General features: G+C 41.3%; 13 protein-coding genes. 5 read left to right on the top strand and 8 right to left on the bottom strand.

Annotation, left to right across the window (positions count from 1 at the left end):
• Nucleotides 1-5: 5 nt before the first annotated feature.
• Nucleotides 6-1,106: a fatty acid desaturase family protein gene (locus JS40_RS13080; protein ID WP_394332686.1), complete on the bottom strand. Its 1,101-nt coding sequence runs from the start codon at nucleotides 1,104-1,106 to the stop codon at nucleotides 6-8.
• Between the two features lie 127 nt (nucleotides 1,107-1,233).
• Here JS40_RS13080 and rsmG point away from each other — a divergent pair, with 127 nt between their 5' ends.
• A complete protein-coding gene (rsmG, locus tag JS40_RS13085) occupies nucleotides 1,234-1,863 on the top strand; it encodes a 16S rRNA (guanine(527)-N(7))-methyltransferase RsmG (protein WP_034261267.1) in 630 nt (209 codons plus the stop codon).
• Between the two features lie 54 nt (nucleotides 1,864-1,917).
• Here the strand turns inward: rsmG and JS40_RS13090 are convergent, their stop codons facing one another.
• Entirely contained in the window at nucleotides 1,918-2,994 is a 1,077-nt protein-coding gene (locus JS40_RS13090) for a T9SS type A sorting domain-containing protein (protein WP_034261269.1), read from the bottom strand.
• 172 nt (nucleotides 2,995-3,166) lie between these two features.
• Complete coding sequence (gene pruA, locus JS40_RS13095) at nucleotides 3,167-4,792, bottom strand: L-glutamate gamma-semialdehyde dehydrogenase (RefSeq protein ID WP_034262522.1); 1,626 nt, start codon at nucleotides 4,790-4,792, stop codon at nucleotides 3,167-3,169.
• 182 nt (nucleotides 4,793-4,974) lie between these two features.
• Here pruA and JS40_RS13100 point away from each other — a divergent pair, with 182 nt between their 5' ends.
• A complete protein-coding gene (locus JS40_RS13100) occupies nucleotides 4,975-5,682 on the top strand; it encodes an NRDE family protein (protein WP_034261271.1) in 708 nt (235 codons plus the stop codon).
• Here JS40_RS13100 and JS40_RS14895 read toward each other — a convergent pair.
• The 5 genes from JS40_RS14895 to JS40_RS13125 all read right to left on the bottom strand — a co-directional run bounded on the left by JS40_RS14895 (nucleotide 5,679) and on the right by JS40_RS13125 (nucleotide 12,428).
• Nucleotides 5,679-8,510, bottom strand: a complete 2,832-nt coding sequence (locus JS40_RS14895) for an ATP-binding protein (RefSeq protein WP_051957606.1) — start codon at nucleotides 8,508-8,510, stop codon at nucleotides 5,679-5,681. The two genes, JS40_RS13100 and JS40_RS14895, sit on opposite strands and share 4 nt — an antisense overlap.
• Before the next feature lie 115 nt (nucleotides 8,511-8,625).
• A complete protein-coding gene (locus tag JS40_RS14900; protein WP_051957607.1) occupies nucleotides 8,626-9,159 on the bottom strand; it encodes an SgcJ/EcaC family oxidoreductase in 534 nt (177 codons plus the stop codon).
• Between the two features lie 378 nt (nucleotides 9,160-9,537).
• A complete protein-coding gene (gene apaG, locus JS40_RS13115; RefSeq protein ID WP_034261273.1) occupies nucleotides 9,538-9,924 on the bottom strand; it encodes a Co2+/Mg2+ efflux protein ApaG in 387 nt (128 codons plus the stop codon).
• Nucleotide 9,925: 1 nt separating this feature from the next.
• Nucleotides 9,926-11,065 carry a DUF3667 domain-containing protein gene (locus tag JS40_RS13120; RefSeq protein WP_034261274.1) on the bottom strand — a complete coding sequence of 380 codons (1,140 nt, stop codon included), beginning with the start codon at nucleotides 11,063-11,065 and terminating at the stop codon, nucleotides 9,926-9,928.
• 109 nt (nucleotides 11,066-11,174) lie between these two features.
• A complete protein-coding gene (locus JS40_RS13125; RefSeq protein WP_034261275.1) occupies nucleotides 11,175-12,428 on the bottom strand; it encodes a type IX secretion system plug protein in 1,254 nt (417 codons plus the stop codon).
• A 224-nt stretch (nucleotides 12,429-12,652) separates the two neighbouring features.
• Here JS40_RS13125 and JS40_RS13130 point away from each other — a divergent pair, with 224 nt between their 5' ends.
• From JS40_RS13130 to JS40_RS13140, 3 genes are all read left to right on the top strand, one after another.
• The gene (locus JS40_RS13130; RefSeq protein ID WP_034261276.1) at nucleotides 12,653-13,369 is read left to right on the top strand and encodes a T9SS type A sorting domain-containing protein; all 717 of its coding nucleotides are present in this window, start codon (nucleotides 12,653-12,655) and stop codon (nucleotides 13,367-13,369) included.
• 225 nt (nucleotides 13,370-13,594) lie between these two features.
• Nucleotides 13,595-14,947, top strand: coding sequence for a Na(+)-translocating NADH-quinone reductase subunit A (locus JS40_RS13135; RefSeq protein WP_034261278.1), 1,353 nt, complete (start codon nucleotides 13,595-13,597; stop codon nucleotides 14,945-14,947).
• 4 nt (nucleotides 14,948-14,951) lie between these two features.
• Nucleotides 14,952-16,175 carry an NADH:ubiquinone reductase (Na(+)-transporting) subunit B gene (locus JS40_RS13140; RefSeq protein WP_034261280.1) on the top strand — a complete coding sequence of 408 codons (1,224 nt, stop codon included), beginning with the start codon at nucleotides 14,952-14,954 and terminating at the stop codon, nucleotides 16,173-16,175.
• Nucleotides 16,176-16,177 lie beyond the last annotated feature (2 nt).

A 16,177-nucleotide genomic window follows, 5' to 3' on the forward strand; every position in this document is an offset into this window, starting at 1 on the left:
GGGTATTATGCGGAAACTGCAGGTTTCAGTCCCATTTCTCTTAAATGTTTAAAATGCGCAATAATTGCTTTTCTTGTGGTTTTGTATTCGTTATAAGGTAAATTGAATTCCTGGGCGGTCTGTTTCACGATCTGAGAGATCTTGGTGTAGTGAATGTGGCTGATGTTCGGGAAAATATGATGCTCTACCTGATGATTCAATCCACCGGTAAACCAGTTCATGATACGATTCTTGGTAGAAAAATTCACGGTGGTGAACAATTGGTGTATAGCCCATGTATTCTTCATAGTGCCTGATGGGTCGGGAAGTACAATTTCTGCTTCTTTCACCACGTGCGCCAGTTGGAAGACAATACTTAGTATAAGTCCGGCCACATAATGCATTATAAAGAACCCGATCAATATTTTCCACCATGCAATGTTGAAGAATAAAATAGGTAATACGATCCAGATGGCAGCATAGATAATTTTAGTGACGATCAAGACACTCCATTGCGTTGCCGGTTTGGGTAATTTGCCATAGGATAATTTTTGAGCCAAATATCTTTTGGTCTGAAGGAAATCTGATGTGAGCACCCAATTGATTGTAAGCAATCCATAAAAGAAGATGCTGTAATAATGCTGGAATTTGTGAAGTCTTCTCCATTTTGAGTGCTTCGAGAACCGAAGGATCCTTCCGGCCTCCAAATCCTCATCGTGCCCATGAATATTGGTATATGTATGGTGAAGAACGTTGTGTTGTACCTGCCAGTTATAAACATTTCCGGCAAGTATGTACATACTTCCTCCTAACACCTTATTGATCCATTTTTTTGAAGAATAGGCGCCGTGATTGGCATCGTGCATTACGTTCATACCTACACCGGCCATTCCTACACCCATAACAATAGTAAGTAAAAGTTGTGCCCACCATGGAAAGTTGAGCGTTAGGAATAAGAAATAGGGGGCAAGGTAAAGGGAAAACATGACAATTGTCTTTATATGCAGCTTCCAGTTACCATTGCGGGAGATGTTATTTTCTTTAAAATAATCGTTGACACGTTTGTTGAGGGTTCTAAAAAACTTAGCAGAATCAACTCTTGAGAAGGTAATTTGTGTTTGTATCACAATCTGTTTGTTTTAATTGGGGATCCTTTTTTAGGAAAGGGCTAAAATACGCATCTTAGCTGTAAAAAAATGGTATGAAATCATAAATTTATCAAAGAAAAGTTACTTTTGCCGATAATACCCGGCTATGGAATTATTGAAACACTATTTTACACAACTTTCTGATATTCAATTAGAACAGTTTTCAAAACTTCAAGAACTGTATCAAGACTGGAATCTCAAGATCAATGTAGTTTCCCGAAAGGATATTGACGAGCTTTACTTACGCCATGTTTTGCATTCGCTGGGTATCGCTAAAATACAATCGTTTCTTCCGGAGGCAAGCATTCTCGATGTTGGAACAGGCGGAGGATTTCCCGGGATCCCGCTGGCTATTCTTTTTCCTGAAACGAATTTCCATCTAGTAGATAGCATTGGTAAGAAAATAAAGGTAGTGGAAGAAGTTGCCGCAGGGCTGGGATTGGAGAATGTGCAAATAACCAATGCGCGTGCAGAGACCATTACCGGGCAATACGATTTTATTGTGAGCAGAGCGGTGGCACAAATGGAAACATTTGTCCATTGGGTGAAGGGGCGTGTGGCTAAAAAGTCCAGACATGAACTCAAAAACGGCATACTTTATTTAAAAGGAGGCGATCTTTCAGAAGAACTGGCAGGATTCCCTAACGCTACCGTTTATCCCTTGCAAGATTTTTTCAAGGAAGATTTTTTCGAGACAAAAAGTGTGGTACACCTTCCACTTAAATATAAAGTATAAAAAAACTCCGGCAATTGCCGGAGTTTTTTTTATTCAGAAAGAATAAAATAAGCCTTATTTTGATATTACAATCTTCTCCACTTTTGAAGAATTGTCACTCGTCACTTTCAAAAAGTATGTTCCGTTCTGTAGCCTTGAAACGCTTAGGGTTTCAGTAGACGAGATATTACTTTGTGTAAGGATCAATTTCCCAAGCATATCATACAATTCGATCGTTGCATTTTCAGCATTTACGATAAAAAGCTGGTCCTGAGCCGGATTAGGATAAACTACGAATTTGTAAAGACTGTCCATGTCTTCAATCCCAAGAACACCGTTGGTAGAAAAGTTCTTGCTCTCTCCAGATCCGTAATTTCCATTTGTGGAATACACTGTAGTGCCTTCGGCATCCACAAGAGACACAGCTCCACCACCGTCTCCGTAGGAATCGATCAAATTAAACGTGTAGCAATCTGCGGCCAGCTGGAAGGTCTCATTCACCTCAATATTGTCGGCATAAGGGCCACCGCTGTACAAGATGTTTCCATCGAAGTCTTTTACATTCCACGTGCATTCCTCTCCCCAATCATCTGTATTTAGAGTCATATATACTGTACCTGTACTCTCTAAAGCTTCATCGAAAGTGGTAGATTGAGTATTATTGGTATTAACATCATCATTGGGAACACTAATATCTACTGTATTGGTCGCTTGCATGGTGTATGGTATAGCCGGTAATTCCACGTTCTCATTCTGTAACGACGTTAAATTACCTGTCCAAGTATAGACAGCCGGAGTTCCACCATTTACCGAATATGTAATGTCTAAGGTTGTGAGTGGATTAGCTCCCAAATTTTGAATATTTACCACAGGAGCAATTGTGGTTCCACACTGGTCAGGAATTTCGGTAACCGATCTTAAATTGGCGTCATTGGCATTTGTGATGCCCGTGTAGGTTGGATATGCTCCTGCGCCACTAGGCAGTTCTTGTTGTGTTTCGGTTACAAAAGCAACAATCTCCATATCGGCAAGTTCGGTAGGAACACCATTATAATCTGCAGGGATAGTATAAGTGAACGTTTGATCGATAAAACTACCCGTTGTTGTTGGTGAAATGGATACACCCCATTGTCCGGTTATTAAATGAACCAATCGATGCTGATGTACATATTGGTCGCCATGGTGGTAAGTGCAGATAATACTGCAAGAAATTCACAACACGCTCCGGTAAATTCAGATAAAAATTACGAGTAGTTTATAAATACATGAAACTAAAAACCCCAAGCATTGATAGCTTGGGGTTTTTTATTAACGTTGTTTTTCCTTATCCCAGGAACGGGTATTTATAATCGGTAGGAGAAACAAAGGTTTCTTTGACCATACGAGGTGAAACCCAACGGTACAGGTTCAATTTACTTCCTGCTTTATCGTTCGTGCCGCTTGCACGTGCACCGCCAAACGGTTGTTGACCAACTACAGCACCCGTAGGTTTGTCATTGATATAAAAATTTCCGGCGGCATTCTCTAAAATACGCACGGCTTTTTCCAGCGCATAGCGATCCTCGCTAAACACCGCACCGGTTAAGGCATATTCCCCCGTCTCATCAACCAAGTGCAAGGTCTTTTCCCAATCCTTATCCTCAAACACATAGATCGTGACCACGGGGCCAAATAATTCTGTACACATGGTGGCGTATTTAGGATCTTTGGTTACAATAACTGTAGGTTCAATAAAATACCCCTTGCTCTTATCGTAGTTTCCGCCCACAATGATCTCTGCATTTTTATCCTTCTTGGCCTGATCGATATATTTAGCCAGTTTCTTAAAAGAACCTTCGTGGATCACAGCAGTAACAAAATTGCTCATGTCTTCCGGAGAACCCATTTTAAAGGAATTGACATCGGCAATAAGGACCTTTTTTACTTTCTCCCAAATACTCTTTGAAATATAGCATCGACTCGCCGCACTACATTTTTGACCTTGAAATTCGAAGGCACCTCTCGCAATGGCGGTAGCTACTTGCTGTGGATTGGCGGTCTTGTGCGCCACGATAAAATCTTTTCCACCCGTTTCACCTACAATGCGCGGATACGTCTTGTAGTTGTGGATATTCGTTCCGATCTTTTGCCAGATATCTTTGAATACATGGGTGGAGCCGGTAAAATGCAGTCCGCTAAAATCCGGACTGGCCAAGACCGTATCTGTGATCATTACAGGGTCTCCCATTACCATTTGGATCACGCCGGCAGGGACACCCGCCTCTTTGAAAACATCCAAAATCACTTTTGCTGAATATACCTGACTGTCACTGGGTTTCCAGATAACAACATTCCCCATTAACGCAGCACTTGCAGGCAGATTTCCGGCGATCGCCGTAAAATTGAAAGGAGTGATCGCATAGATGAAACCTTCCAGCGGACGGTATTCAAGCCTGTTCCATGCTGCCGAAGTAGATTCAGGTTGTTCGGCGTAGATCTCTGTCATGAACTGTACGTTAAAACGCAAGAAGTCGATCAACTCACAGGCTGCATCGATTTCCGCCTGATAGATATTCTTGGATTGCCCCAACATGGTCGCGGCGTTGATCTTTGCGCGATACGGACCGGCAATTAGCTCAGCGGCACGTAAAAAGATGCCGGCGCGTTGCTCCCAAGGAGTCGCTGCCCAGTCGTTTCTTGCCTTTAAAGCAGTGTCTATAGCATCGCTAATGTTCTTTTTTGTTGCCCTGTGATAGGTGCCCAAAATGTGTTTATGATCGTGAGGACAACTCATGGTAGCCGTATCCCCGGTTTTTACGTTCTTTCCGTTTATATATAACGGTACATCAACGGTGCTGTTGTACATTTTTTTGTACGTGGTCAATACCTCGGCACGTTCCGGAGATCCCGGTCTGTATTCTTTTACCGGTTCGTTCACTGCAACGGGTACTTCAAAAAATCCTTTTCCCATAGTTATTTTCATTTTCTCCACCCTTGCGGGGGGATTGTTAGTAGTTCTGTTTGAGCATTCTAAAAACTGAAGTTGCAAAGGTACAAATTTCAGAAGGGATAAATAAATTGACAACACGATAAGTTGTGCGTAATTCCCTCGCTTTTTTGTATTTTACTTAGCAAAAATAAAGAACGCGCTAGATGTGTACAGTAACATTTGTTCCAAAAGGGAGTGAGGGGTTTATACTTACCTCCAACCGCGATGAAGCACCGGGGCGAAGAACGCTTCCGCCTGAGTTCTACGAAATAGAGGGAGCTACTTTGTTGTTTCCCAAGGATGCAGTGGCTGGAGGGACCTGGATAGGCGCAAGTAACACCCAACGTATCATATGCCTGCTCAATGGCGGATTTACGGCCCACGACAGAAAAGACAACTATCGTATGAGTCGGGGGATCATTGTGAAAGACCTTTTGGTTGCTTCGGAAGGGCTTTCGGCCATGCAATATTATGATTATACAAACATAGAACCGTTCACTATTATCATGGTCGATTGGAAAAGCGACGTGCAACTTATAGAATTGGTGTGGGATGGTGAACGATCGCACATATCACAAAAGCCGCTTGCGCCTTCCATTTGGTCATCTTCTCTGTTATATTCTGAAGAAGTAAAACGCAAACGCGAATATTGGTTCTCCCGGTTTTTATTACAGGACGTAACTCCTTCCGAAGCAGCGCTACTTGATTTTCATAAAACGGCCGGTGACGGAAACATAGCAACCGATGTCATCATGGATAGGGGATTCGTAAAAACAAAGAGTATTACTCAAATTGTCAAAAGACAAGCTGCAACTATGCGGTATGAAGATCTACAGACAAAAGAGGTCTATACGCGATTGCTCGAACTTTAAGCATCACTGGGTAACATCCCAAAAGCCTCTTTATAGCTTTTAGAGAAATAGGACAGGTTGGTATAGCCAACTTGGTATGCAACTTCCGAAATCGATGCAGATCGTTGTTCTAAGAGTTCTTTAGCCCGTGTAAGCCTGAATTCGCGTATAAGCTGATTGGGTGATTTCCCGGTAAGATTTTTTAATTTCCGATTTAATTGTGAGCGGCTGAACCCTACATGCGAAGCGAGGTCTTCCACCGTATAGAACTCATTGCTCATGTGATCTTCAATGGCTGTTATTACTTGATTCATAAATCGTTCGTCCATGGAGGAGAGAGTTACCTGAGAGGGACGGATCTTTAGCTCTCCGCTAAATTTGTGTCTTAGGATCTCACGCTGCTGAATTAAATTTTCGGCACGAATCTTTAACTCACGGCCGTCAAAAGGTTTTGTGAGATAATCGTCGGCCCCGGTCTCCAACCCTTCTAATTTGTCACTTTGTTCGGCTTTTGCCGTAAGAAGAATTACAGGGATATGACTCGTTTTAAGGTCGGTCTTTAGTTTTTTACAAAGTTCATATCCGTTCATTTTTGGCATCATCACATCACTAATAATGAGATCGGGAATTTCTACTTCGGCTTTGGAAAACCCTTCTTGTCCATCTTTTGCCATAATAATAGTGAAATCATCCTCCATTTGGGTTGCAATGTAATGGCGCAGATCTGGGTTGTCTTCCACAATAAGTATAAGTGGCAAGTCAGCATTGATTTCTTTCCCATTTGTGGTCGGTTCATCAGCTTCTGAAAATAACACTGTATGGTCTATATTCTCAGAAGGATGGTTGTTATTCACCTCAACAATTTCGTCTTCTCTGAAACTGGATTTGTGATAGGGTAGCAGTACTTTAAAAGTTGTTCCTACTTCTTCGGTGCTCGCTACACTTATTTGTCCGCGATACAAATGAACCAATTCTTTTACCAACGCAAGGCCAATCCCTGTGCCTTGATCCTGTGTGGTTTCTGTTTGATAAAAGCGATCAAAAACATGGGTGAGTTCTTCTTTCTGAATACCATTCCCGGTGTCTGTAATACTTATTTTTAGGGATCCGGCGTGATCTTCTACCAATACCGCAACTTTACCGTGCTCCGGAGTGAATTTGATCGCGTTAGAGAGTATGTTCACAATGATTTTCTCAAGTTTATCTCGATCAAAATAAGCATTCTCAATGTTTTTTGGGAAATGTGTTTGAAAGTGGATATGTTTTATTTCGGTGAGACTTTCAAAAGAAAAAACAATGGATCGTACAAATTGGATAATATCTCCTTCGGTAACGCGCAGTTTCATTTTACCTTGATCTATTTTTGAAAGGTCTAAAATTTGATCTACTAAGTTTTGTAGCCGAAGTGCATTGCGCTTCATGACCTTTAAATGTTTGCCTTTTACCGGCACATCGGTAGAATCTTCAATTGTTTCCGAAGCAGGAATGTTTTCCAGTGATTGGTTTACAGGGCCAAGAATCAGCGATAAAGGTGTTCTGAATTCGTGAGAAATATTCGCAAAAAACTTCGATTTAATTGTATCGATCTCACGCACTTTTTCAACTTCAGACTTAGCGCGTTCACTCAATTGCATTTTTCTTGCTATGGCAAGGGCAAGGATGAACATAAGTCCTACGTTGGCGATGATCCATGGATTCAATTCATTCCAAAAGGGAAGGATACCATTCTCCCATAATATTCCGGTGATCGAAAATATAAAGGACCAAATAGAAGAAGCCGCAAAGTATGTAAGCAATGTATCTTTAAAAAATAGCAAACGGATCGTGACAACTAACACAGCGAGAAATCCAATTCCAGCAAAAATAAATTGAAGGTAGTTAAGTGGATTAATACCGTAAATCAGCAAGCAAAGCTGTACTGCAATGGCTATTAAAAAATAGCCAATTACACCCATAATGATCTTGTCCCACAAAGGGCTTATCGATCTCAAATTGGTGAATTTCCTTCCAAATTGAAGGAAGAAGACTTTACTTCCTAACGTGAGTATAAGCCACGTGGCTACGGCGGCTCTTGGAATTTCTGAAAAAAACTGATCAATCCAGGGAAGGTTGTTTTCTACAAATTGCTCATAAATGGCAATACAGGCATAAAAGCCAAAAAGGTAGAAGTACGAGCGATCTTTTGTATAGAAGAAAAATGCTAACACGTACACTGCTAGTATCAATGCAAACGCGGGTAGCCAACCTGAAGTATTGTGCTGTTCAAAGGGGATGCCAACTTCCCTCAATTCTAGCTGAGTATAGATTTTATTTTGATCGTATATCTTAAGATAAACCGTTATTGGTGTGTTCTTTATTAGCGATACAGGAAAGGTATTTCGTTCGTTAGCTATGCTTAGGCTTTTTTGTGAGGCAGGAATAAACACGCCGCTTTTTGTACTATCAATAATGTGGCCGCTTCTAACGTAATAAGCCAGAATGCTATCATGAGGCGTTACATACCGATATTTCTCAATAACGTTTTTAAAGATAATAAATCGATCCTGCAGCGATTGTTTTGGAAAGAATGAAACACGCAGCCAAATACTGTTTTCAGTAATGACCGAATCATGAAGCGCAGTGAACCTGTATTCTTCCGGGCGTTCAAGAATGTCTTTTATCGTTGCATTTTCGGCACCTTCTTTTAAAACTTCTGTTTTACTGAAAAGATCTTGCAGCGGATAATCACTATCGACCACATAATGCCGTAAAGAATCTGAAACCCTGGCATCTTGTCCAATAACAGCTTGAGAGAAGATAAGGAATGTGACAACACATAGAACTTTCAGAAAATGTAAATACAGCCGCATGAGTCAGTTAGTGTTATTAAAGATACTAAAAATCAATATTTGATGTAAAATTCATGCACGTAAATGGAGTGCCCTTATTGATCAAGGAACACTCCATTGTGCAGATAGGTTTTTTTTATTTAGATACATCGTACCAACTGGCATACATTACCGATGGTGGTATGGGCGAGCCTTTTTTTATTTCTTCCTGTTGAAAAGATTCCAGGTCGAGATTGTGAAAAGAAACGATCTTCCAGGTACCGTCAATTTTTTGAGCAATGACTGAAATGAGTACCTGCGGGTCCTTAGGGCGGGTTTCATTTTTTGGGGCTACTGCAGCCAGAACATGCATAAGTGCGATCTCATTGCTTAAAAACTTGATCTTGTCAACGGTGTAAAAAAGTTGTGTGTCTTTATACATCGTGCTAAAGATCCTTTGATGCGATTCTGCATTTCTTTCCACGGTATTATTCTTAAAATAATAACCGGTCCAAACAATAAAATCATGGGGTTCTGCAAACGTGGAAGCAAATGTGTGACCACTGCCGGAATTCCATCCTTTCTGTAGGGTAGCAATCAGGTTCTTGATTTCTTTCTCGTCTTTTTCGTTCTGTGCAATAAGCGAACTGGTGCAAAGGACAACCGATAGAATAAAAATGATTTTTTTCATAAGAGTAAATTTTAGTGTTTAGATGTTTTTAAAATAAAATGGAACCTGAAGTCCAATTGGTAACTTCTTGGCTCGTTTGGTGAATAAGATGTTCCCAAACACTGGCGGTTACATGATAACACGCCGCCAGTAAGGCTGTAGATATCACTAATAGCGCTACTGTGTTAAGGTAACCGACAGAGACTTTTTTAAGCTGAATTGAATTTTTCATGATATACTTTTCTTTAAATAAATATGTTGGATCAAAAGTAGTATCGATAAGGAGTTGTAGTTAGAAGATATGAAGCGCTTCATAACACATTTGGCGCACAGGTAACCCTGTGCGCCAAATGTTGTAGTAAATGACTAAAAATTGTTAATCTAAATTAGAAGCAAAGTCTAATTCATTGCAAAAGGAGCACTTAATTTAAAAGAAGGAATCGCCACCCGAAACTTGCGGGTAGAAGAAAAATTGACCATTGCATAGTAACCGTGCATTGCGCCAAAAGGAGAAAGTAACAAGCAACCACTGCTGTAGGAATGCAAAGTGCCGGGCTGTAGTACGGGCTTTTTGCCTATAACGCCTTCTCCTTCCACGATCTCAAGATCGTTTAGGGCGTCTTTTATCTTCCAGTGGCGGGTGGTAAGTTGTACCACATCTTTACTCTGGTTTTCGATAGTGATGGTATAACCAAAGGCATAGTATATTTTATAGTTCTTATAAAATGTACCTTCAAAAGAGGTCTCAACCGAAACCTTGATCCCTTGTGTAACCTGTTGTACCATTTTAATATGCTGCTGCCGTCGCCGCAAAGAATATCAAAGCGGCAATGCTGGAACTTATCCAGAAAACAATGTTTAAAAATACGAATTTTAAGATTGTTATCAAACGGCTTTGTTTGTAGAAATTGCGAAGGGCTTTATAGAAATAGAACGGACCAATAAACACAAAGACAAGTCCCGAGAATACTCCATCATTGAGGAAGGTGTCCGGGATAAGGCAGATAAGGAAAGCCAGGAACAGGAAGCTGAAGATATGAAAGATAAAGATCATGTGCTCCATATAGGTATACCTCCTGCGTGAATAAATAAGCCAGAAGAAAAATGCAAAGAAGGGGGTGAAGAAGAAAAGGAAAAACGGGATTTTCCCCACGAGGTAATTTATAAACCCAAAGGGATCTTCGGCAATGCGGTCTATTGCGCTGTTCTTGTTGTACATCCAGCGATTAAAAGCGGTCTTCGAGTGCTTTAAGCTGTCCAAGGCCACATTGGCATTCTTGATGTCGTGTAGTTTATAGAAATCACGATAGAGTGTAAAGCGTTCTACCAATCGATGCCCACTGCCAAGGGTGTCGAGGTCGCTTTCAGAAATATATTTAAAAGTATCTTCTGTGACTTCCGGTTCGGGTTTCGCTAGGGTATCCAGGTTCATCACTATGGCACCTTCGTTCAGTTTTAATGTGTCTATTGTTCCCTCCTCATTTTTGTATGTGAAGGTTTGATTCTGAATGGAATCCAACGGGACAGCCGTGTCGTTTGAATTGATATTAACAAATGGACTTGGCCCCGAACTAAAGAATAATAGAAGGCTTTGCAGTAAAAAATAAATAATGGAAACACTTAAGAAGAACCGAAATGGATTCGCATATTTTAACCGCTGACCTTCGACATAATTTCGGGTGATGGTCCCCGGCTTGAATAAAAGGTCCTTGATGGTATAGCGCAGTCTGGAGTCGTAGACGAGAATACTGCCCATGAACTCTCTAAAGAAATCTTTTAACGATAACTGCTTCTTGGTGTTCAATTGCGAACAATAAGAGCAATAGCGATCGCTCAGGTCTAAAGGGTGACCGCAGTTGAGGCAAGTGGTGCTTCGGTATTTGAACGCCTTTCTGCTATTTCCTTTTACAAGTTTATCTTCGGCCATGGGTTAAAGATAGTAAAAGTCCGATTTTGCTTCAGAAGGGGTACAACTTATTTCGCCATGTTTCCAATAAAATCGTTCAGAAGGGATCCTTTCAGAAAAAATAGGACACTTAATTATTTGTAATATTGATTGAGCTTGCCGTTCCCATTCCAATAATGCGGTCGTACCGCGCTCCAAGATCGCGGTAATAGACCAGCACGGTATATTGGTTCTCGGTCTGCCAGAAATCTCCGCTAATGGCGCCGCCGTCTATGGAGCCGTCGCGATCCACCACTACATACTTATAATCGTAATAGCCCTGTTTGAATAAGCGCGAATTGCGATAGGTATCACTTGCGGGATCATACTCCATATAGGTGGTCCCATCGATGGTCCAGTTGTTGAAATTGCCATAGAGATGGATCTCCTTGTCGCCAATATCTTCAAAATACTGAAGGTTGAAATGCATACGCACGTATTCGGCTTCGATATTCTGGTTTTGGGCATCTACGTTGCGAACTACGAAGTTTCCATTAATATCGGGGTTATACGTATAGGGGCGGTCTTTACGCGCCCCGTCGGTATACAAAAAATTCTCATAGACATCACTCAAAGAGACGCGTCGTACCCCGAAGGTAGCCGATCGCACTTCTTTATTGTCAAAACTAAGGAACTCATTTCCGCCCCAAAAAGCGGCTTCCTGATCGTAGCGATAGATCAACTCTGTACCAATGGTATACTGAGGTTTGAGGTTGGTAATGGCCGATTTCAAATTACTGTTCTGAAGGACGAGCGTTTTAACCGTTTGCTTGGGATTGATAAGCAATAAACTAGGTGAGTTAACTGTAAATTGTACCACCTGCTTTTCTTCAATGAAGTTGAGGTCACGGGACCTTTTTATCTCGACACCAACGCCTACAACGTTCTCTATCACCATGAACTTTCTTGAAAAGATAGGTTCATTGTCGTCGTTATAGATGCTCAACAAATAATTGCCGCTTTTTTCAATTCTTCTGGTCTCGCGATTAGGAATAGTAAGCATATAATGAGAAAAAATTTGAAGCGTGTTTAAAGAGTTCTCGTATGTTTCTATTCTTACTTCATCGAAACCGTCCAGATATTCTCCTTTGGAAAGATCACTGGGCGTCCAGTCGAAATTGTAATGTGTAATGGTGTAGTAATAGTCTTCTTCTTCCCCGTTTAAAGCATCGAAGGAAAGCTGCAGCCGTTCTCCCAAGCGAATGATGGGCAACTGACTTTGAGAAGTAGTTCCGCTAAATTGAATGGTGCTTATGTAAGGTGGCGCAACCTTTTCCTCAACTTGTGAAAACGCGGGAATAGCATGCAAGGCAAGAAGTATAAGGACAACAAACTTTTGTAACATAGAGATGGTTTTATGAGGCTAAAGATAATCAATTTTTGTGCCTCAATATTATTGAAGAAGAAGTGCGGCATTATACACAGGATAAACCCTCTTAAAAACAGGGGATTTTTCCTTAATTTGTAGAAGGTTGCTGTGGTGTGTGGGGTATTTATTTTATTTTTTCATTAATTTATAGGTGGAAATATCAATAAATAAGCATTTAGTAATTATCAAGCATTTACTTTATGAAACACTTTTTTTCCTTTATTCTATTGTTTACCTGCTTTAGTGGCATCGCCCAAGACGCCCAGTTGTTTGACAATGATTGGTATTTACATAAAATTGTAATTGATAAAACCAATTATTTCCCGCCCTACACATCATTTGAGGGGAGAGCTTATTTTAGTCCCGAATTTATTGAAGTAGTTCATCCTTCCTGTGAAGAAGGTTTTCAGAATAATATTCAATATACAAACAATGATGTATTTGAAATAGGTGACGGCGGAGTAGTGCTTCCGGGAGTATGTGGAGATCCTGTTGTTTGGGAGTTTATGGAAGATCACTATGAGATCTATTATTTGGACAATAATTTTGCCAAGAATCCATTTACATACGCTTTTAGCTCCGGGAGCAGTGGAGAGATAGTCCTTACTGTCGAGAATGCAGACGGCAACCGGGCGGTGTATGGGAACGAGCAGTTATCCACACCTTCTTTCGTTCTTGAAGCATGTACGTTGTTTCCCAACCCTGCGGTGGACCAATTGAATATTGCTTCAGAGCTTGATATGGCCGGCTACATCTTGGAAATATATAATTTGCAGGGTATGGTGGTAAGTAGGCCTTCTTCGGAAAGCATTTCAGAAAAGATCATAGATGTATCTATGCTGTCGCAAGGAATTTATTTTCTTATAATTAAAGACACCCAAGGTCAAACCGAAATAAAAAAGTTCATAAAACAGTAAGCAACCGTCTTTCAGCAATTTCTTCCTTCCTAACTACACCTCTTGAGATGCCTCTTTTAGTGAGTTGTCCCTGAAGCAGCATTTCAGGAAAAAAAACCGTAACGAATGCTGCTAAAATTATACTCAATTATTATGTGATGCTACATTAAATTTATAAATTTGCACTCCCTTAAATCCCGATACTCGTCGGGACGGGACGAAAAAGAAATTTAACACTAGCATCCTATGTCCAAAGACATTAAGATTAAAAAGGGTCTAAACATACGATTAAAAGGCGAAGCCGATAAAACCATATCCAACGCGCCACGATCTAGAACCTTCTCGATTAGACCTTCAGACTTTCACTTAATTACCCCTAAAATGGTAATTAAAGAAGGTGCTAAACTTCAGGCCGGAGACACGATTTTCTACTCCAAGGCAAATGAAAGAATTAAATTCGCTTCACCGGTAAGCGGCACGCTCACCAAGATAGAGCGTGGGGCAAAACGCGTTATTACCGAACTGGTCATTGAGGCGGAACCACAGGATTCCTATAAGGACTTTGGTGTCGCAGACCCCGCAAACATGCAGCCGGAAGCCATTAAGGAGCATTTGTTGACTGCAGGATGTTGGCCGTTCATAAAACAACGTCCGTATCATGTAATTGCCGATCCGGATAGTACGCCCAAAGCTATTTTTATTTCAGGATATGCTACGGCACCCTTAGCGGCCGATTACGATTTTACCTTACGCGGAAAAGAAAAGCAATTGCAGGCAGCGCTCACGGCGCTCAGCAAACTTACCGAAGGTAAAGTACACGTCTCTGTAGGAAAAACAGGAGTATCTCCTTTTGAAGGCCTAAAGGATATAACAATTCATAAAGTGAGCGGTCCACATCCGGCAGGAAATGTAGGAGTTCAGATCGCTAAGATCGATCCTGTGAACAAAGGAGAGACCGTTTGGACAGTAAACGCACAAGACCTTGTAATTATAGGTGAATTATTGACCACAGGGAAGTTCAATGCAGAACGCGTGATCGCGCTGGTAGGATCTTCTGTAAAAACAGCAAAATATTATACAACCCGAATTGGTGCCGAAGTAGCCACTTTTGTGTACGATTCAGGGCTTGTGGAAGAGAACGTTCGTGTAATAAGCGGCGACGTTCTTACCGGAAAACAGATCTCGGTAAAAGGAAACCTTGGTTATTACAACGATACCGTTACCGTGATCCCTGAAGGTGACGACTATGAATTCTTTGGATGGAATAAGCCCGTATTCGATAAAATCTCTACAAGCAGAGCATTGACCTTCTCATGGCTCTTTCCGAATAAGAAATACGAACTGGATACTAATACCAATGGTGAGCACAGAGCTTTCGTGGTAACAGGAAATTATGAAGAGGTCTTCCCTATGGACATCTATCCCTTACAAATACTAAAAGCTTGTATGGTAGAGGACTTGGACGCCATGGAGGCGCTGGGTATGTACGAAGTGGCTCCGGAAGATTTTGCCCTTACCGAATTTATTTGTGTGTCCAAACAACCACATCAGGAGATCATTCGAAAAGGTCTTGACTTAATGTATAAAGAAATAGGATAATGCTATGGGATTGAAACAAAAATTACATACGCTAAAAGAAAAATACAAAGGAAAGAAGATGGCTCCGGCCTTCAACGCATTGCATACTTTCTTGTATCTGCCCAATGAAACAACACACTCCGGATCGCATGTGCGTGCAGCAGATGATCTTAAGCGTACTATGAACACTGTGATCATGGCGTTGCTCCCTTGTTTGGTGTTTGGGATTTATAACGCAGGTTACCAGCACTATTTGGCTACAGGAGAGATCGAAGCTGCTGCCGGGTTCTTTAGTGGGGAGTTTTGGTCCTTTCAAAACTTTGCCATGGGTGCTTGGACGGTGCTGCCTCTAGTTATCGTGTCGTATGGAGTAGGACTGGCGGTAGAGTTTTTATTTGCAGTGATCAAAGGACACGAAGTAGAGGAAGGGTATCTTGTAACAGGAATGTTGGTGCCATTGATTGTGCCGGTGGATATTCCATTGTGGATGTTGGCCGTTGCAGTGATCTTTGGTGTAGTGATCGGGAAAGAAGTCTTTGGCGGTACCGGTATGAACATCTTGAACCCGGCGCTTACCATTCGTGCTTTCTTGTTCTTTGCTTATCCTACGTGGATGAGTGGTGACAAAGTATGGGTGCATGGTGCGGTAGAAAGAGCAAAAGAGATTGCAGCCGGATCGAATGCGGATGCCATTTCGGGAGAAACAATATTAGGTAGCTATGCACAAAATCAAGATGTGCTTTATAGCCTTCAGGATATGTTCTTGGGATTCATCCCGGGATCTGTTGGAGAGACCTCGAAGTTGTTGATCATTTTTGGAGCCTTGTTCCTTATCTTCACCAAAGTAGGTAGCTGGCGTATTATTTTCAGCACCTTGATTGGAGCCCTTGCCATGGGATTGATCTTTAACGGGGTAGTGGAAATGGGTTGGATCAACGAGGGAAGTAAATTCTATGGTTTGATGACCGTTCCGTTTTGGCAACACTTGATCATTGGAAGTATCCTCTTTGGTGCGGTTTATATGGCTACAGATCCTGTTACGGCATCTCAGACCAATAAGGGGAAATGGATCTACGGTTTCCTCATTGGTTTTATATCAATATTGATACGTGTGTTCAACCCTGCGTATCCTGAGGGTGTTTTCCTTGCGATCCTGCTAATGAATGTCTTTGCTCCTACCATAGACCACTATGTGTTGCAAGGCAACATTAAGAGAAGAATGAAACGTTTAAAAGTTAAAACAGCATAAGA

The sequence above is a fragment of the Altibacter lentus genome, assembly GCF_000746845.1.
Taxonomy (GTDB): domain Bacteria; phylum Bacteroidota; class Bacteroidia; order Flavobacteriales; family Flavobacteriaceae; genus Altibacter; species Altibacter lentus.